This is a genomic window from Flavobacterium sp. CSZ, assembly GCF_015350725.1.
GTDB lineage: Bacteria > Bacteroidota > Bacteroidia > Flavobacteriales > Flavobacteriaceae > Flavobacterium.
The window spans coordinates 83,221-102,391 of record NZ_JADKPQ010000020.1 but is presented as its reverse complement, the minus strand read 5'-3'; the positions used below and the strand labels follow the sequence as shown (position 1 = coordinate 102,391).

General features: G+C 34.4%; 17 protein-coding genes. 16 read left to right on the top strand and 1 reads right to left on the bottom strand.

Going from position 1 to position 19,171, the window contains the following annotated elements; translation table 11 throughout:
* The first annotated feature begins 128 nt into the window (after nucleotides 1-128).
* Together IRZ78_RS20640 and IRZ78_RS20635 are read left to right on the top strand one after the other, a co-directional pair.
* Nucleotides 129-554, top strand: a complete 426-nt coding sequence (locus tag IRZ78_RS20640) for a response regulator (protein ID WP_194618323.1) — start codon at nucleotides 129-131, stop codon at nucleotides 552-554.
* A 326-nt stretch (nucleotides 555-880) separates the two neighbouring features.
* A complete protein-coding gene (locus IRZ78_RS20635; protein WP_194618322.1) occupies nucleotides 881-1,309 on the top strand; it encodes a GNAT family N-acetyltransferase in 429 nt (142 codons plus the stop codon).
* A gap of 40 nt (nucleotides 1,310-1,349) precedes the next feature.
* Here the strand turns inward: IRZ78_RS20635 and IRZ78_RS20630 are convergent, their stop codons facing one another.
* Nucleotides 1,350-2,186, bottom strand: a complete 837-nt coding sequence (locus IRZ78_RS20630; protein ID WP_194618321.1) for an AraC family transcriptional regulator — start codon at nucleotides 2,184-2,186, stop codon at nucleotides 1,350-1,352.
* Nucleotides 2,187-2,283: 97 nt separating this feature from the next.
* Between IRZ78_RS20630 and IRZ78_RS20625 the strand changes: the two genes are divergently transcribed.
* The 14 genes from IRZ78_RS20625 (at nucleotide 2,284) to IRZ78_RS20560 (ending at nucleotide 19,170) form a co-directional block, all read left to right on the top strand.
* Nucleotides 2,284-3,213 (top strand): 2-dehydropantoate 2-reductase, encoded by a 930-nt coding sequence (locus IRZ78_RS20625; protein WP_194618320.1) that lies wholly within the window; start codon nucleotides 2,284-2,286, stop codon nucleotides 3,211-3,213.
* Between the two features lie 4 nt (nucleotides 3,214-3,217).
* The gene (locus IRZ78_RS20620) at nucleotides 3,218-4,090 is read left to right on the top strand and encodes an alpha/beta fold hydrolase (protein ID WP_194618319.1); all 873 of its coding nucleotides are present in this window, start codon (nucleotides 3,218-3,220) and stop codon (nucleotides 4,088-4,090) included.
* 447 nt (nucleotides 4,091-4,537) lie between these two features.
* Complete coding sequence (locus IRZ78_RS20615) at nucleotides 4,538-5,131, top strand: TetR/AcrR family transcriptional regulator (protein WP_194618318.1); 594 nt, start codon at nucleotides 4,538-4,540, stop codon at nucleotides 5,129-5,131.
* Between the two features lie 241 nt (nucleotides 5,132-5,372).
* Nucleotides 5,373-6,596 carry an efflux RND transporter periplasmic adaptor subunit gene (locus IRZ78_RS20610; protein ID WP_194618317.1) on the top strand — a complete coding sequence of 408 codons (1,224 nt, stop codon included), beginning with the start codon at nucleotides 5,373-5,375 and terminating at the stop codon, nucleotides 6,594-6,596.
* An 11-nt stretch (nucleotides 6,597-6,607) separates the two neighbouring features.
* A complete protein-coding gene (locus IRZ78_RS20605) occupies nucleotides 6,608-9,769 on the top strand; it encodes an efflux RND transporter permease subunit (protein WP_194618316.1) in 3,162 nt (1,053 codons plus the stop codon).
* A gap of 130 nt (nucleotides 9,770-9,899) precedes the next feature.
* Nucleotides 9,900-11,318: a TolC family protein gene (locus IRZ78_RS20600; RefSeq protein WP_194618315.1), complete on the top strand. Its 1,419-nt coding sequence runs from the start codon at nucleotides 9,900-9,902 to the stop codon at nucleotides 11,316-11,318.
* Between the two features lie 267 nt (nucleotides 11,319-11,585).
* Nucleotides 11,586-12,191, top strand: coding sequence for a Crp/Fnr family transcriptional regulator (locus IRZ78_RS20595; RefSeq protein ID WP_194618314.1), 606 nt, complete (start codon nucleotides 11,586-11,588; stop codon nucleotides 12,189-12,191).
* A 63-nt stretch (nucleotides 12,192-12,254) separates the two neighbouring features.
* Entirely contained in the window at nucleotides 12,255-12,992 is a 738-nt protein-coding gene (locus IRZ78_RS20590) for a GNAT family N-acetyltransferase (protein ID WP_194618313.1), read from the top strand.
* A 299-nt stretch (nucleotides 12,993-13,291) separates the two neighbouring features.
* Nucleotides 13,292-13,672, top strand: a complete 381-nt coding sequence (locus IRZ78_RS20585) for a DoxX family protein (RefSeq protein ID WP_194618312.1) — start codon at nucleotides 13,292-13,294, stop codon at nucleotides 13,670-13,672.
* A 302-nt stretch (nucleotides 13,673-13,974) separates the two neighbouring features.
* Entirely contained in the window at nucleotides 13,975-14,352 is a 378-nt protein-coding gene (locus IRZ78_RS20580; protein WP_194618311.1) for a VOC family protein, read from the top strand.
* Between the two features lie 23 nt (nucleotides 14,353-14,375).
* A complete protein-coding gene (locus IRZ78_RS20575) occupies nucleotides 14,376-14,885 on the top strand; it encodes a DinB family protein (protein ID WP_194618310.1) in 510 nt (169 codons plus the stop codon).
* Nucleotides 14,886-14,908: 23 nt separating this feature from the next.
* Nucleotides 14,909-15,367, top strand: coding sequence for a DUF1440 domain-containing protein (locus IRZ78_RS20570; RefSeq protein WP_194618309.1), 459 nt, complete (start codon nucleotides 14,909-14,911; stop codon nucleotides 15,365-15,367).
* Between the two features lie 498 nt (nucleotides 15,368-15,865).
* Nucleotides 15,866-18,142 (top strand): glycosyltransferase, encoded by a 2,277-nt coding sequence (locus IRZ78_RS20565; RefSeq protein ID WP_194618308.1) that lies wholly within the window; start codon nucleotides 15,866-15,868, stop codon nucleotides 18,140-18,142.
* 269 nt (nucleotides 18,143-18,411) lie between these two features.
* Nucleotides 18,412-19,170, top strand: a complete 759-nt coding sequence (locus IRZ78_RS20560) for an ABC transporter permease (protein WP_194618307.1) — start codon at nucleotides 18,412-18,414, stop codon at nucleotides 19,168-19,170.
* Nucleotide 19,171 lies beyond the last annotated feature (1 nt).

Sequence of the window (19,171 nt, the reverse complement as noted above, 5' to 3'; positions counted from 1 at the left end):
TATCTTACTATATTTATTTTTAAAACACCTCTTGACCTATTCTTCAGAGGTGTTTTTTTTTGATTATGAGCAAATTATAAAAACCAGAAATAACTGAGAATAAACATCTACCTTTGAAAAAAATTTAAATGAACAAAGGCGGACCAATTATTATAATTGAAGATGATCTGGATGATCAGGAAATTTTAACTGACATCTTTACAGAACTTGATTATAAGAATGAAATTATCTTTTTTTCCGAAGGCGAAAAAGCATTAGAATACTTAACCTCTACACAAATTGAGCCTTTTATTATTTTCTCTGACATCAATATGCCAAAACTAAATGGTATGGAACTTAGGGAAAAAATTCATCAAAACGAAGATTTACGACTCAAATCAATTCCTTATTTGTTCTTTTCCACAAGCGCAGAACAAAAACATGTGGTAGATGCTTATTCAAAATCCATTCAGGGATTTTTTGTTAAGCCAAGTGGCTATAAGGAAATCAAAGAAATGATTAAGACAATTGTAAATTACTGGGAAACTTGTGTTTCTCCCAACTATGTAAAATAGATAATTTAACTCATTGAACTAAAAAAACACCTCTTAGATATAATCTTTACAGGTGTTTTTTTAGTTTTAGAAACAGAGAAATTTCATTCAAGTATCTCTTTTATGGTGTCCGGGGCTTTGCGACCGCCATAAAAGGATGCCGTTTCAATCGGAGATAATCTAAATATTTATTGCTCCAATCATCTTGTAGTATTGCTGCTAAGCCTTGTATTTATTATAAAAAAATACAAAATTTAAAATTTAACTTTGAATATATGTAGTTAACTACGTATATTTGCACGCAAATTATTTTTACTTTAATCAGGTATATCAAACACAGAAACAAAATGAACAACAATAGTATTAAAGTCGAGAAAGTCAACGATAAAAAACAAATAGAAACGGCCTTCTCAATTAGAAAAAAAGTTTTTGTAGAAGAACAAAATGTATCCCAGGAGCGCGAATCTATGGATGATCAAGAGGCTGTACATTATCTGGCAACCGTAAAGGGAGAACCAGCCGGAGCAGCACGATACAGAAAAATGGAAAAAGGAGCAAAAATTGAAAGAATTGCGGTCCTTAGTATCTTTAGAGGCCAACGAATTGGCCAAGCGATTTTGTCAAAAATATTAGACGATTTAAAACAGGAAGAGAAAATTTATCTTTATGCTCAGGTAATCGCTACTCCATTTTATATCAAAAATGGATTCAGACAAACTGATAACTATTTTCTGGATGCCGGAATTGAGCATGTCGAAATGGATTTTATAAAATAACTATCTCAAGAGTATTTCTTGGTAGCTACTAATTTTTCTGCTAAGAAATACTTACTGATTTTTTAAATTCCGATGGAGAAACACCAGTGCTTCGCATGATGAATTTATTAAAATGACTACTGTCAATAAAACCTAAATCGTTACTAATCTCAGAGAAGGTCAAATTGCTTCTGCTCAATTTTTCCCTAACCACTTTGAGCTTTGTTTGCTCGATATAATCCCGCAATGTGATATTGAGATGTGTTTTAAAATACTCGCCAATATAATGGATCGAAACATTAAAATGACTGGCCATTTCTTTTTTCTTGAGCAAATGCGGGTTGGCAATATTGGACCGGATGTAGCTTAAAATCGTATCAATTTTTAAAACTTCGGTGGTTTGAAAATTCAAATTGCTCTCCTTTATACTTGCATTTCGTCTAATGATCTGAATCAATGACATCATCAAACTTTTTATAATGATCTCGTTTTGTCCTTTTGGTCTGGCTACTTCTTCAAGGATCTTCACAATAACCATCTCGCAAAAGGTTTTGTCATCTTCAGGCAAAATCAAATTTCCATTGGTCTGATTGTGGTAAAAAAACAATTTTTCGATGTCTTCTATTTCTTTTTTATTCGAAAAGAAACCGGGCAGAAAACGCAAACAATGAAATTTTGTAGGCGTTACTGTTTTAAAAGAATGATAATCCTTTGGCGTAAGCAAATAAATATCGTGCGCTTTATAATTGTGATCAATAGAATTTAAGATATGATTGCCCGTTCCGTATTCGATATATAATAGTTCGAAAAAATTATGCCGGTGCACTTCCTTCTTCCAGGTAAGTTCTTCGACAGAATAAATTTCGAAATCTTTGTATATAAAAAACGTGTCTTTCATAATCCTTAATTTTTACAAATATAACCGATATTTTTACATCATTTAATAATTTAGAACCTCTTTACTTTGCAGGAGCAATTAAAATCAAAACTAGGATATGAACTCAAATACAATAAAAATAGGAATACTTGGAATTGGTGGCATCGGTGGATTTGTTGGTGCTCCCCTGGCCAAAAAATATAAAGACAGCGCTACAAAAATCATATTTATTTGCAGAGGCGAAACCAAAAACGCCATACAGAACGAAGGTTTATTATTTGATTCTAAAGGTACTACAACCACTATATTTCCTGATTTAGTTTCAGACAATCCAATAGAAATTGGAATTCTGGATATTTTAATCCTGACCTGTAAATCGTATTCTATAAAAGAGATATTAAATACATATAAAGATTGTATAAATGCTGAGACGACCATAATTACTTTGCAAAATGTGGTGAATGCCAAAGAAATAATACACGAGGTATTGCCAAATATCGGAAACATTTTACAAGGATGCATTTATGTGGCTTCGAATGTAAAACAACCCGGACATGTTCAGCATCTTGGCGGACCTGGAAAGATTTTTGTTGGAGGAAAAGAGAATCAATCTTTAATTGATTTATTACTTGGCGGAGGTTTAGACATTACATATGTTCCTAACATCAATAACATCCTATGGAAGAAGTATCTATTTGTTGCTCCCGTTGCTGCAATAACATCCGCTTACAAAGTTACATTTGGTCAACTCTTAGAAGATCAAAACCTGATGCACATTCTCCAAAACATGATGCTAGAGATTCAGTCCCTTGCAAAGAAAAACCATATTACTCTCACAAAGGAAGATATGCAAACCTCTAAAGATTTATTGACTAAATTCCCGTTTGAATCCAAATCTTCTTTGCAGCTGGATTTTGAGAATAACAACCCAACAGAGAAACAATTCTTAGTGGATTACATAATTGAAAACGCTAAAAAATATGGAATTCAAACTCCTTTTTATAATGGTGTAAATGAGAAAATAGAAGCCACCTATAGAATTGCTTAATGAAATGAAATATTATAGCGAGTTATCATACTGGAGAAGATACAATGCTTTTTTGCCTGAAGATTTACAATACAGGGAAGATAACCTTCCCTGTGAAGAATATTGGAAATGGAAAGATTTTGATATTCATTTAGACCGAATGAAAAATCCCTCCTCGCCGGTAAAAGTAATTGTAATTCATGGTGCTGGCGCAAACGGAAGGGTAATTGGTTTGTATGGTAATTTCCTGTACAATCAGGGCTATGAATATGTAGCACCGGATTTAATTGGCTACGGACTGACCAAAAATCCTAAAAAAATAAATATTAATTATTCCCTTTGGGTAGACTCTCTATCTGATTTTTTAGACGCTGAATTAATCAAAGATAACAGACCAATTGTTTTGTTAGGACTAAGCGTTGGCGGGATGTTAGCTTATCAGGTTGCGGCAAAAAATAAAAATGTAAAAGCCATCATAGTAACAACATTGGCAGATCCACGTTCGCAAAAAGTAAGGGATGATCTTGCAGCAAATCTACTTTTAAGTAGAATTGGTTTGCCGTTAAGTAATTTTTTCAGGCTCTTTTCAGATTCTATTAAATTACCCATAAAGTGGGTTTGTAAAATGGATAAGATTACAAATGAGGTTTCTTTTTCAAAAATCTTTTCCAATGATAAACTCGCCGGAGGAAGTAAAATAAAATTACGCTTTCTAAGAACCTATCTGAATTTTATCCCTGCAATAGAACCGGAAAACTTTACTGCTGCCCCTGTTCTGTTCCTGCAGCCTGAAAAAGATCTTTGGACAACATTTCAAACCAGTAAACCATTTTTACGAGAAATTAAATTGTCTCAAAAAAGTAGTTTTTCTGGAAAATTGTGGCCATGCTCCCTATGAAGAACCCGGGTTATCCACTATGAAAACGCAGATCATTAAATTCTTAGAGCATTTATAAAGTTTAAGAGCTCAGTTTTTATGTTCTTTTCTTGGCATTCCGATTTGGCTATATTCTATTCTCATTTGGAAAAATTTGAGCTAAAAAATATAAAAGTCTCATAAAAAATATGATTTCCCGCCTAGCCCCGATCGAAACGAGATCCTTTTAGAGTGGGGTTCACCATAAAAGACATAGTGTAGAACGGGACAAATAGTCTTAAAAACACAAAAAAGGTCTGCTGCTTAAAAAAATTAAAATTAACCAAGGTCTTATTCTTAAAGGCCTTCGGCTCATTTTAATACTTGTCTATACAACAATAAGAAAATATTATGACAAATTTATTTCATAATCAGAAAAACCGCCATACATTTGCCTAACGGTGTTAAACAATTTAATACTTAAATAAAATGGCTAGTAAAGATCGTATTTTAAGACAAAAAGAAGAGACAAGAAGTAACATTCTTGAGGCTGCTTATGCTATCGTGAAAGAAGAAGGATGGCAAGGTCTGAGCATGCGAAAAATTGCTGACAAGATTGAATATACGGCTCCTATCATTTATGAATACTTCTCCAATAAAGAAGCTATCCTTAATGAACTTACCGGGAAAGGTTTTATCAAGTTAGCCAAAGAACTTCAGCAAGCCCGAGATAAATTTGAAAAACCAGAAGAACAATTAGAAGCTATGTGGATGGCCTATTGGGATTTCGCTTTTACAGATACTGAAATGTATCAGGTAATGTTTGGGGTGCAAATGAATTGTTGTTCTGACCGATGTTCTGCTGCCGAAGCACCTTATAAATTGTTTACTGCAGTTATTGGTGAGATAATGAAAAACAGCAACCCTACTGATGAAGTTATCAAACAAAAGTATTTTACTTTCTTCTCTGTAATACATGGTTTGATTGCAATTAATATCATCAACAAAAGTGAAATAATGGAAACTATCAACAATCAAATCCTAAAAGATGCGATTGGTGGAATCATAAAATCAATACAATAAAAAAAATTTCATTTTAACTTAACAGTGATAAATGATTTAATAGGTAATTTAGCAACTATTTTTTTACTACTTTACTTAACAGTGTTAGAAAATTTAATAAAGTAATATAGCGTTTTTTTCTCTTGTTACTTAACAGTGATAAATAATTTAATACCGATTACAAATAGAATCGGAAAGCATCATTGTATGGTTTTTTACGCAATTATACTTAACAACGTTAGGTAATTTAATATAATTAAATATGAATGCCCAGAATATCAGAATATCACAAAATTTAAACAATAAGAATGTCCAACAAATTAAAACCAATACAAAAATGAAAAATGTAATTATAACCAGCTTTATTCTGGCACTCGTGCTAAGCAGTTGTGCAGATAAGTCGCAGGCTCCGGCAGCTCCTGCTCCACCATTATTACCAGTTTTAGCCATCACAAGCGAGAACACTACTACTGATGCTGAATATCCTGCTTCGATACAAGGAACAGTTGATGTTGAAATTCGCCCACAAGTTAGCGGAAACCTTGAAAGAGTGTATGTAGACGAAGGTGCTTATGTAACTAAAGGTCAGACTTTATTTAAAATAAACGAACGTCCTTTTCGTGAGCAATTAAACAATGCCTTGGCAAGTCTTCATGCTTATGAAGCTGCTTTAATTAACGCCAACTTAGAAGTGGATAAATTGACTCCTTTGGTACAAAACAAAGTAGTTTCAGACTATCAGTTAAAAACGGCTAAGGCTTCTCAAAAAATTGCTGCTGCCAACATCGAACAAGCAAAAGCAATGGTTGGTTCAGCTAAAATTAATTTAGGATATACCAATGTTACAGCTCCAGTGAGTGGCTACATTGGAAGATTGCCTAAAAAACAAGGAAGTTTAGTTTCTGCAACTGATCTTGAGCCATTAACAAACTTATCTGATGTCCATGAAGTTTATGCTTATTTCTCTTTAGGAGAAACTGATTTTATCAACTTTAAAGCGCAATACGCTGGAAACAGCCTTGGTGATAAACTAAAAAAATTACCTCCTGTTACTTTGGTTTTGGCCGATAACAACCCCTATCCTCAAACCGGAAAAATTGATATGGTCGACGGTCAGTTTGATAAAACTACCGGGGCAATTACCCTAAGGGCTACTTTCCCGAATACTGGCGGAACTCTACGTTCAGGAAACACGGGGAAAATTCGTTTAGGTCTTCAACATGACGATGCTGTTTTGGTTCCTCAATCGGCTACTGTAGAAATGCAGGATAAAGTTTTTGTTTTCACAGTAAACAAAGAAAACAAAGTTACCAAAATGCCTATCACGGTTTCTGGTAAAAGCGGAACAAACTATTTAATTAAAGATGGTGTAAAATCTGGTGACCAAATTGTATTGAGCGGTATTGATAAACTACAGGACGGACAAGTGATTCAGCCTGAGAAATCATCGCCTGCAAAAGTTGCCCAAATAATTAATAAAAAATAATTTTTACGAAAATGTTCAAAATATTTATACAAAGACCTGTACTGGCAACCGTTATTTCCATTTTATTGGTCATATTAGGTATACTTGGTCTTACCAAGTTGCCCTTACAACAGTTTCCCGATATTGCCCCACCATCGGTTTTGGTAACGGCGGTTTATCCGGGAGCCAATGCAGAAACGGTTTTACGTTCTGTGGCACCATCTCTGGAAGAATCTATAAATGGTGTAGAGAACATGACTTACATGAGTTCTACAGCCAGTAATGACGGATCTCTTGCTATTACAGTTTTCTTTAAATTAGGAACAAATGCAGATCAGGCAGCCGTTAACGTGCAGAACAGAGTTGCTCAGGCAACGAGTCAATTGCCTGCAGAGGTTGTTCAGCAAGGTGTAACAACTGCCAAACAACAAAACAGTTTTATCATGGCTATTGGTATGTATACCGATGATGAGTCAAAATACGATCAGACTTTTGTTGCCAATTATGCACAGATTAATATTATTCCAGAGATCAAACGTATTCCGGGAGTTGGTTCTGCCAGTATTTTTGGAGGTGTAAAAGATTACTCTATGCGTGTTTGGTTAAACCCTACACAAATGTCGACTTACAAAGTGACTCCAAATGAAATCATGGGCGCGATTCAGGACAAAAGTTTGGAAGCTGCTCCGGGTAAATTTGGTGAAAGAAGTAAAGAAGTTTTTGAATATGTAATTAAATACAAAGGAAAATTAACCAAACCCGAAGAATATGAAAATATTGCTATACGTTCTAATGCTGATGGTTCAGTACTTCGTCTCAAAGATGTAGCCAGAGTAGAACTTGGTGCTTACTCTTACAACAGTTTAACTCGTTTAAATGGTAAAAAAGGAGTTGTGATTGGTATTATTCAGTTAGCGGGTTCTAACTCAAATGATATTCAGGTGGCCATCAATAAATTGATGGTGAAAGCCTCAAAAGATTTCCCAACGGGAATCAAACATAACATTTTCTATAGTACAAAAGTTGCCTTAGATCAGTCTATTGAGCAAGTTCAGCATACTTTACTTGAAGCGTTTATATTGGTATTTATCGTAGTATTTATATTCCTTCAGGATTTTAGATCAACATTAATCCCGGCTATTGCTGTACCTGTAGCAATTTTAGGAACGTTCTTCTTCATGCAGTTATTCGGATTTTCGATCAATCTTCTAACCCTTTTCGCTTTAATTCTGGCGATTGGTATTGTGGTAGATGATGCGATTGTGGTCGTCGAAGCCGTGCATGCGAAAATGGAGCACAAACATCTGTCTCCAAAAGTAGCCACACATGAAGCAATGCACGAAATAACGGGTGCTATTATCTCGATTACGCTGGTAATGGCTGCTGTATTCCTGCCGGTTGGTTTTATGGAAGGCTCAACAGGAGTTTTCTATCGTCAGTTTGCCTTTACAATGGCAATTGCAATTGTAATTTCGGCAGTAAATGCTTTAACTTTAAGTCCTGCACTTGCTGCATTGTTCTTAAAAGACAATCACTCAGCACATGGAGATGCTCCATATGAGAAAAAAGGATTTAAAGAGAAGTTCTTTAACGGATTCAACAAAAGTTTTGATTCCCTAACCAACCGTTATGTTGGAGGTTTGAAATTTTTAATCCGCAGAAAATGGTTAAGTTTAGGAGGTTTAGCTTTAATTACTCTAGCTACTATAGTGATGGTAAAAACAACCCCTGCCGGATTTATCCCAACTGAAGATCAAGGATTTATTGCCATTGCAGTAAATACGCCTTCTGGAACATCTCTTGACGGAACTCAAAAAGTAATGACCCAGGCAGAAAACACTTTAAGAGGTTTAGATGCATCGCGATTTGTAACAGCAATTTCAGGTTTCAACTTATTGACCAATTCTACAAGTCCATCTTCAGCGGTTGTTTTCGTATTGCTTAAACCAAATGAAGATCGTGGAGATATCAAAAATATCGACGAGATTATGAATCAGGTTCGTGGTAAGTTAGGTGCTATTTCAGGGGGAAGTTTCTTTGTATTTAGTTTTCCAACCGTTCCTGGATTTAGTAACGTAGAGGCTTTAGATTTAGTGCTTCAGGATAAAACTGGTGGAAAACTCGATAAGTTTAGTGGAATTTCGCAAAACTTCATCGGAGAATTAATGAAACGTCCGGAAATTGCCGTAGCCTTTACCTCTTTCAAAGCCGATTATCCTCAATTGCAATTGGATATCAACGACGAGAAAGCAAACCAATTGGGTGTGAATGTAAAAGACATTTTACAAACCATGCAAACCTATTTTGGTAGCGCGCAAGCTTCTGACTTTAACCGATTTGGTAAATATTACCGGGTTGTGGTTCAGGCCGATATTGCCGACAGAGCTGATCCCTCATCAATTGACCGAGTTTTCGTTAAAAACAAAACAGGCGAAATGGTGCCCATAAATACCTTAGTGAAACTAACCCGTATTTATGGTTCAGAAACCGCTTCGAGATACAACTTGTTTAATTCGATTTCCATTAATGCGATCCCCAAACCAGGATTTAGTTCCGGAGATGCCATTAAAGCAATTCAGGAAGTAGCTGCACAACAATTGCCTGCGGGTTATGGTTTTGAATTTTCAGGACAAACTCGTGAAGAGATTTCCTCTGGAGGTCAGTCAGCAACAATTTTCTTACTGTGTTTGATATTCATCTATTTCTTACTTGCTGCACAGTATGAGAGTTACATATTGCCATTGGCCGTAATCTTATCTATCCCTGCAGGTATATTTGGAGTATTCGTAGCTATTGGATTGACAGGAATTGAAAATAACATTTATGTGCAGGTTGCACTGGTAATGCTTATTGGACTGCTGGCCAAAAATGCCATTCTGATTGTGGAGTTTGCGGTGCAGAAACGAAAATCTGGTCAGGCTTTAGTCAAAGCGTCAATCGATGCGGCGAAACTGCGTCTTAGACCAATTATCATGACATCTCTAGCATTCGTAGTGGGATTAATCCCGATGATGAGCGCCAAAGGACCGTCAGCACAAGGTAACCACTCTATTAGTATTGGTGCCGCCGGAGGTATGATTTCAGGAGTAATATTAGGGTTGTTTATCATCCCTGTTTTATTTATCATCTTCCAATTTTTACAAGAAAAGGTTTCTGGAAAACCAGTAGCCGTAATTCATAACGAAGAAAAATAAAAATGGAAAACTATATAACGACAATCCTTGTAGCCATTATCATTGGCATTGGATACATATCCTATAGAATCTCAAGAGATCTTGATAGTAGAAAAGATACTTGTACAGAAATTTAATGACAACATATAAAATGAAAAATTATATAACCAAAATCGTGATGATCGCCATTTTGATCACGACTATAATATCCTGTAAAGTTTCTAAGGATATTGAAACTCCAAAAGATGCATTTCCTGAAAATTTCAGGAATGCATCGGTTTCAAAAGATACCACGAGTATTGCAGATGTGGAGTGGAAAAATTTCTTTACAGAAAAAGATATTATTGAGCTCATCGATAGCGCTGTAGCCAGAAACAATGACCTGCAGATTGCTACTAAAAATATCGAAATTGCGCAATACAGATTCACGCAGTCAAAATGGGGAAATGTTCCTCAGGTGAATCTAAATGTGAGTGCAAGCACAAGCAATCCTTCTGATAATAGTTTTACAGGAAAGAATTTAGGTCAGGCTTTAGGCCAAAATCATATTGATGATTATTCTGCCGGAGCAACACTTTCCTGGGAAGCTGATATTTGGGGTAAAATCCGTAATCAGAAAAAAGGCGCTTATGCCGGTTATCTTCAGTCAGAAGAAGTTAAAAAAGCATTGCAAACCACAATTGTAGCCAATGTTTCTAAAGGATATTATAATCTTTTGATGTTAGATGCGCAATTAGAAATTGCCAAACAAAACTTTAAATTGAATGATAGTACAACCAATATCATCAAATTAAAATATGATGCCGGGCAAGTAACTACATTAGCCATTCAACAATCGGAAGCACAGAAATTGGTTTCGGCGCAATTGATTCCGCAATTAGAACAGAACATTGCCATTCAGGAAAATGCTTTAAGCGTTCTAACAGGATCATTCCCGAACTCTAAAACCAGAACCACTCGTTTGAGTGTTCTTGAAGTGAAAAACAATAATGCAATTGGAATTCCCTCTTCATTAGTAAGCCGCAGACCGGATGTAAAAAGTGCCGAATTAGCCCTTAAAGTTGCCAATGCAAACGTAGGAATCACAAAAGCCGACTTGTATCCGTCACTTAAAATTACCGCTCAGGGCGGAGTAAACTCATTTGAAACCAGTAATTGGTTCAACATTCCGGCTTCATTATTCGGAACCGTTGCCGGAGGTTTAACTCAACCTTTACTAAACAATAAAAAGGTAAGAACTCAATATAATATTGCAGTTGCCGAACGAGAAAAAGCAGTTTTAAGCTTTAGACAATCGGTTCTTGTAGCCGTTAGCGAAGTATCTGATGCTTTGGTAAGAGTAGAGAAATTGCAACAGCAAGAATCTTTCCTTAAAGAAAGAGTAAAAACATTACAACAAGCCATTAAAAATGCCAATTTGTTATTCAAAAATGGTATGGCTGAATATCTGGAAGTGCTTTCAGCGCAATCAAATTTACTACAAAGTGAATTAGAATTAGCTGACATAAAAAGACAGCAGCTTTCTGCCAACACCGAGTTATATCGCGCGTTGGGCGGAGGTTGGAGATAATACCCATTACCCGTTAATTATTTATTTTTTGAGATGAAAACGCTGTGAGACTTTTAGTTTCATGGCGTTTTTTTATGCTTTGTCATCCAATGGTTTTCTCATGGCACGCAGATGAGAAAAATCAGAGCATAAAATGTGCATAAAAAATTCCGTGTTAAATCTGCGCCTTTGCCAAGCTAATCCGTGTAATTAGCGTACTATTATTTGCCAGCCACTTATTACACTTTATTTCTTTACTTTTGATAAGCCGAAAAACCTTCAACATAAATGACACTCCATCACGATAAATACATCAACGATTTAAAGCTAAAATTCGAAAGCTATGCTCCTATTTCTGAGGAATCCTGGCAATTAATCGAAAATAACATTGAGATAAAATCAATAAAAAAAGCAGAATTACTTTTAAGAAACGGTCAAATTGCAAAAGAAATTTACTTTGTTGCTAAAGGGGCGCTACGCGCTTTTATAACCGATACAGAAGGAAATATCTACAACAAAAACATTTTTCTTGAAGGAGATCTCGCAGGATCAACCGCTTCTTTGATACAGCAAAATCCTTCGTACTTTGCAATTGAAGCGCTGGAAAATTCTATTATAATGAGTATTAATTATAAAAAATATAGAGAACTGATCTTTCAAAAAGATGATTTAAAAAACTTTTATATCGCGTATTTAGAAAAAAATTGGGTTATCGAAAAAGAACAAAGAGAAATCTCTATCGTTATGGAAAATGCAACCGAACGATATCTGGATCTCTTAGCCAAACATCCTGATATTTCAGAGCGAATCGCATTGCTTCATATTGCATCACATTTAGGAATTACTCCAACTCAATTAAGCCGCATTAGAAAAACGCTCGAAAAAGATTTGTAAATCAACATATGTAAAGTTTTTTGATAAAGCCTAAAGTTATCTTTGTTTCTCAATTGCATCAAAATGAAAAATACAAACCTCATCCAAGACAATATTAATAACCTTACCGATTTCTGGAAAACTGTTGGAACTCCTTTCCTCTCCTATCATAAAAACGATACTTTCGAATACTGCAAAATCGAAAATTCGGGTTGGCCCAATAAATTGTGGTTGCGTAAAGACATTACTAAAAAAGACTTACCGGATATTATCAAAACCATGCAATCCAATTCGGGTTTGGTTTTGCCTCATTGGGATATCTTCGGAACAAAGTCTTTTGAAATACTGGAAGTGTACGGCTTTTCATTAAAAACCGAGCAAATCGCAATGGCATTACAACTAAACGAAAAATTCAAATTAGAACATCAGCTTAGCTTTAAGAAAATTGACAATGAACAAGATGCTAAAATCTGGTCAGAGCTATACCCTAATGCTTTTGGTTATGTAATCAGCAAAGAAATCCTGATTCAACATTATACAAATGTTCATTTTTATTTGGTTTCTAATGAAGATCAACCCATAGGGACATTTATGCTTTTTCAAACCGGAAAAACTATCGGAATTCATGGCGTTGGAGTAATCCCTGAAATGCGAAGAAAAGGTTTTGCCGAAGAAATCATGAAATTTGCCCTTAATCTTGCTATAGATTTAAAAGCTGATTATGCTTTATTGCAAGCCTCTGCAATGGGAAAAGACATTTATACCAGATTAGGTTTTCAGGATTTATTTGTCATTAAAAATTATATTTTGAAAGCAGAGTAAACAAGGTACCGATAACACGGATTCGCTTTTTGAAAACGCAGATCAAATCAGATTTTTTTATTGACAATCCTCTCTTTCCCAACAAGGGATGATACACTGTATGACAAATCTGGTCTAAAAATCTATATTCTATTATCATTACTCCATTGTAAAAAAAAATCTAAGAAATCTCTTGTAAAACTCAACATCCCTATTTTGTCCTAAATGACCTTAAAATAGTCGTAAATAACTATTCGATAAAAAAATAACATTTGTAAGTTTGTAATACATTAACTAATAACCATTTAAAAAACAAACCTATGAAAAAAGCAAAAATTATTTTTTGGATTGCTACAATTATTATTTTCTTATTTGAAGGAGTTATGCCGGCACTAACTTCGCAAACTGAACTTGCAAAGGAAGGAATCAAACATTTAGGCTATCCTGAATATTTCGGCAATGCATTAGTTGTTTTTAAAATCCTAGGGGTTTTAGCATTGGTGATTCCACAAGTTCCTAAAAATGTAAAAGAATGGGCATATGCCGGATTTGGTTTCGATTTTATATTTGCCTCTATAAGTCATTTTGCGGTTGACGGGGTTGGTTTTCAATCCTTTTTTCCTTTGATCTTTTTAGTAATCCTGGCCATTTCATATCATTATTACCATAAAATTGAACGATATAAAAATATCGCTTTATAATCGGGAACGATGATCGAGGTTTTTAAAACAAATGTTCAGCAAGTGGAACAATCTCAAATGATTGTCGAGAAACTTTTGGAACATTTTCCAAACAGCTCCATTAATTTTGATTTGGAAGATTGTGATAAAATTTTACGGATTCACAGTTTATCGATTTCAAGTAGAAAAATTATTGCAATTCTTAAAGCGAACGGTTTCTATTGTGAGGTTCTTGCCTAAAAGAAACAATCATAATATCCTGATTTTTAAATTATTAAATTTAAAATTGTAAATTTATCGTACTAATTATAAAACCGACAAACATGAATTTACCCTCAGGACATCAGACTATAATGCCTTATTTAATTTTAAAAGGCGCTTCTCAGTTTATTGACTTCACAAAAAAAGTTTTTGATGCAAAAGATGCTAATGAGAAGGTTTTACGCGATGACGGAACTGTAAAGCATGCTGAAATTATTCTAAACGACAGCACCATTATGGTTACCGATGAAATTAAAGACTGGCCTGAACAAAACGCCAACTTATTTGTTTATGTTCCTGATGCTGACAAAACATATAAAAAAGCACTGGAGAATGGCGCAACAAGTTTAATGGGATTAAGTGATCAGGATTATGGCAGAACTTGTGGCGTCAGGGATCCTTTTGGAAATATCTGGTGGATTACCTCTATTAGGCAGTAAGTTAAATTTCAAATAGCAACAAAATGAAAACAGAACTTCAAAAAAACATTGTTGAAACCTTTAAAAAATTAAACGAAACCCTTTCATCATTTTCTGAAGAAGAAATCAATACTGTGCCGTTTAAAGGAAGCTGGACACCAGGACAGGTTGCGCAACATATCATTTTGGGCAATTCTGGTTATCCTGAATTATTTCAAGGAAAAACCAAAGCTACTATTCGAAAATACGATGAGCATGTAAAAGAACTCGAATCCATATTTTTGAATTTCAATACCAAAATGGATGCTCCGGATTTCCTAAAACCCGAAATGAAAAACTACAATAAAAATTCGCTTACTTTAGCTTTACTTAAAATAGAATCTGATTTATTAAACACATCGGAAAATTATGATCTAACACTCACCTGTCTGGATTTTCAGATTCCAGGTTTCGAAAATTTTACGATCTATGAATGGATTAATTTTGCTCTTGTTCACTCTGAGAGACATACTCATCAACTTCAAAAAATTTCACATTATATAACAACACTATAATATATAACACAATCTTTATCTACATGAAATCAAAATCAGGAACTATTTTTTTATCAGGATTAATCGCCGGAACACTTGATATTCTGGCTGCAGTTATTATCTATGCTGTTATACTTGAAAAAACAACCGCCGTAAAAATCCTTCAATCTATTGCAAGTGGTATCTTCAAAAAAGAAGCTTATACCGCAGGCCCACAAATGGCGTGGTACGGACTTGGACTTCACTATCTGATTGCCTTTATTTTTGCCTGGTTTTATTTTATGATCTATCCTTACTTTCCGTTTCTTAAAAAGAATCTTATGCTTTCCGGATTTTTATACGGTATTTTTGTCTGGATAATAATGAATCTCATTGTTCTTCCAATTGCATTTCCTCTGCTGCCTGAAAAACACTTGGATTTCCCTTTGATATTGTCTATTTTAATTCTGATCGTTTGTATCGGGCTTCCTATTGCATCTATTACACGAAAATTTTATCGTTAAGTCGCAGTATTCAGTCTCATTTTTTAGTCGCAGTGGCAGTATTGAGTCACAGTTTTCAGTTACAGTTACAGTCTCAATAAAAAAGTTTCGATTTTCAGTTGCAGTAAAACTGTAAACTGAAAACCGATACTATAAACTCACTCACTAAGATAATCTCATTTTTTAGTTAATAATTTGACTTTTTATGATCTGATTTGTTTGTTTTTTAAAAGTTCCATAATTCGTACAAAATCCACTACCTACAACAGCAATTTTTCGATCGCAATCCACTATTAATCAGAATTTTGACTTACTTTTATAATTCCCCATTTTCGTTACAAAATTCCCACATAAACGCTTTTGAGTTAATTTTTTGATTGATTGGATTAATAGAGCCTTTGGGCTTAAGGTAATTTTAAATAAATATTTTAAAAGATATGAAAGTAGCTCAGAAACGGCCAAATTCATATTCTTATATGTACCAAAATGACTTATTAACTGAACTAAAAAAGAATCCCCATGAAAACGATATCAAATAAATCAAAAATAGTTTTTCTATCTACATTTCCACCAACACAATGCGGAATCGCGACTTATACACAAGATACCATTAAAGGAATTACGGATGTTTTTGGTAAATCAATTACATGCGAAATTTGCGAATTAGTAAAAGAACCAAAAGAAACACCAACCCAGGCTTATACATTAAACACAAAAAACAAAGAGGAATATACCAAAGTTGCTCTTGAGATTAATAAAGATAAAGCGGTAAAGTTGGTTCATATTCAACATGAATTTGGTTTGTTTGATGGAAATTACGGAGACTATTTATTAGATTTTTTGAATGAGGTTAAAAAACCTTTAACCTATACGTTTCATAGTGTGATTCAAAATCCAAATAAGGAATTAAAAACATTTGTAAAACTCTTGCTTTCTTATAGTAATTCAGTTTTTGTTATGACCAATAAGTCAAAAGAAATTTTGATGAGAGATTATGACATCGATGAAGATATAATCACTTGTGTACCACATGGAACCCATATTGTAATTTACGAAGCTCCACAACAAGCCAAAGAAAAATTCAATATTCAGGATCGTAAAGTACTAGCTACGTTTGGTCTTTTAGGAGAAGGTAAAAATATCGAAACAGGTTTAAAAGCCCTTCCTAAAATTATCGAAAATACACCCAATGCTTTGTATTTAATTATTGGCAAAACACACCCTAATTTAATTATTGACGGCGTTGATGCGTATCGTGATAAACTTGAAGGTATTGTTGCCGATTTAAATTTACAGGATCACGTCCGTTTTATCAATCAATATTTAGATACTAACGAACTTTTGGATTACCTAAAAGCGGCAGATATCTACTTATTTACATCAAAAGATCCTAATCAGGCAGTAAGCGGAACTTTTGCCTATGCGATGAGTTGTGCTTGCCCTATTGTAGCTTCAAAAATCCCTCATACTTTAGAAGTTTTAACTCCTGATTCTGGAATATTAGTTGACATCGGAGAAGTAGATCAGTTTGCTGATGCAGCCATTACATTACTTTCAAATGATGAATTAAGAGAAGAAATGGGAATTAATGCCTTTAGAAAAACCAGAGCTTCATCTTGGGAAAATGTGGCCATTACTCATATGGACACTTACAAACAATTGATTGATAATCCGGCAGAAATAAAATACAATTATCCATCGATTCAGTTAGGGCACATCAAAAGAATGACTACTGATCTGGGTATTATTCAGTTTAGCAAAATTTCGATTCCGGATTTAGAATCAGGATATACACTCGATGATAATGCACGCGCTTTAATTGCGATTTGCATGCACTATAAACTTACTCAGGACAAAGAAGATTTAGCCTATATTTTAATATACTTAGACTTTATTATTCGCTGCCAACAGCCAAAAGGAAACTTTATCAATTATGTGGATCAGGAAAATCGCGAACATATCGAGCAAAATGCCGAAGTAAACCTGGAAGATTCTAATGCAAGAGCGATCTGGGCTTTAGGAACTGTAGTGGCCAATAAAGAAATTTTACCTGAAGCGATTGTCAAAAAAGCTTCTCAATGTTTACTAAACTCATTAAAATGGGCCGAGGGTATTCAGTCACCACGTTCTATTGGTTTTGCAACAAAAGGCTTGTACTTATACCATACTGCTGTTCCTAACTTGTATGTAGCGGCAATTATCAATAAACTGAATGCTAAATTGCTTTCTAATTATGAAATTCACGCTTCGCACGATTGGAAATGGTTTGAAAATTACATGACCTACGGAAACGGAATTTTACCCGAATCTATGCTTTTCGCCTTTTTAACTACCAATAAACCTATTTACAAAAAAGTAGCTTTAGACTCTCTTGACTTTTTGATGTCGAAAATGTTTAAGGATAAAAACTTCAAGGTAATTTCTAATAACGGATGGCTGCACAGAGATTCACAAGAACAAGTACACGAATACGGAGAACAGCCTATAGATGTTGCCTATACTATTCATACCTTAAATTCATTTTATAGCGCTTTTGGTACTCCTGAATACAAACAAAAAATGAAAATGGCCTTTAATTGGTTTTTAGGAAGAAATCATCTTGGTCAAATCATGTACAATCCAATAAGTGGCGGTGGTTATGACGGACTTGAAAAAGAAAATGTCAACCTCAATCAGGGAGCCGAATCTACGGTATGCTTTTTAACTGCCCGATTATTAATGGAGAACCTTAAAATAGCAGAAATAAAAGTGATTCCGCTCATGAAAGCTAAAACCGGAATTGCCATCAATTCATAATTGATTTACCGTATATTCTAACTAAATATACTATTGAACCCTAAAAATCCCTTTTCTAAAGGGATTTTTTGTTTTTTAACATTTTCCCGACAACGTTACTTTATTATAATTATTGTGTTTGATTATGTTAATTATATAAACTTCTAAAAAAGTTGTGTAAGATTTTCTCTGTACTTCTAAACTAATTTTAAGTTATAATAATCAAGGGGTATACAACCTTTTAAACCGTTGATTTTCATGCATTAGCTTTAACTTAAAAATATAGTATTTTGATACTTACTCTAAAAAATACATTCACAGAAATAGGAAACGCAACAGTGTTTGCAAAGCAGTTTTTTAAGGAGGTTTTTGTTCCGCCTTACGAAACAAAAGAGTTTTTGAAACAATGTTATGTTATTGGCTATAAATCATTACCGCTGGTAGCTATTACCGGCTTTATTATGGGTTTGGTACTTACGCTACAATCCAGGCCAACCTTAGTAAAATTTGGAGCAGAATCCTGGTTACCGGGTATGGTCGCTCTTTCTTTAATAAGAGAAATTGCTCCTGTGATTACAGCTTTAATTTGTGCAGGTAAAATTTCATCAGGAATTGGTGCCGAATTAGGTTCTATGAAAGTAACAGAACAAATCGATGCCATGGAAGTTTCTGCCATCAATCCTTATAACTATTTAGTAGTAACAAGAATATTAGCCTGTACCTTGATGGTACCTCTATTAGTATTTTTTGCTGATGCCGTAGGTATTATTGGCGGATATGTAGGTATCAATATTCACGGAGATGTAAACTTTTACCGCTACCTGACCCAAATCCTGCAATCACTCGAATTTTTAGATTTAATTCCCGCAACCGTTAAAACATTCTTCTTTGGATTTTTTATAGGAATGATTGGCTGTTATAAAGGATTTAATGCTTCTAACGGAACCGAAAGTGTTGGTAAAGCAGCAAACTCTGCAGTAGTAACCGCTTCGTTAACCATATTTATTATTGATATGGTTGCTGTTCAAATAACCGATTTATTTTTTTAAG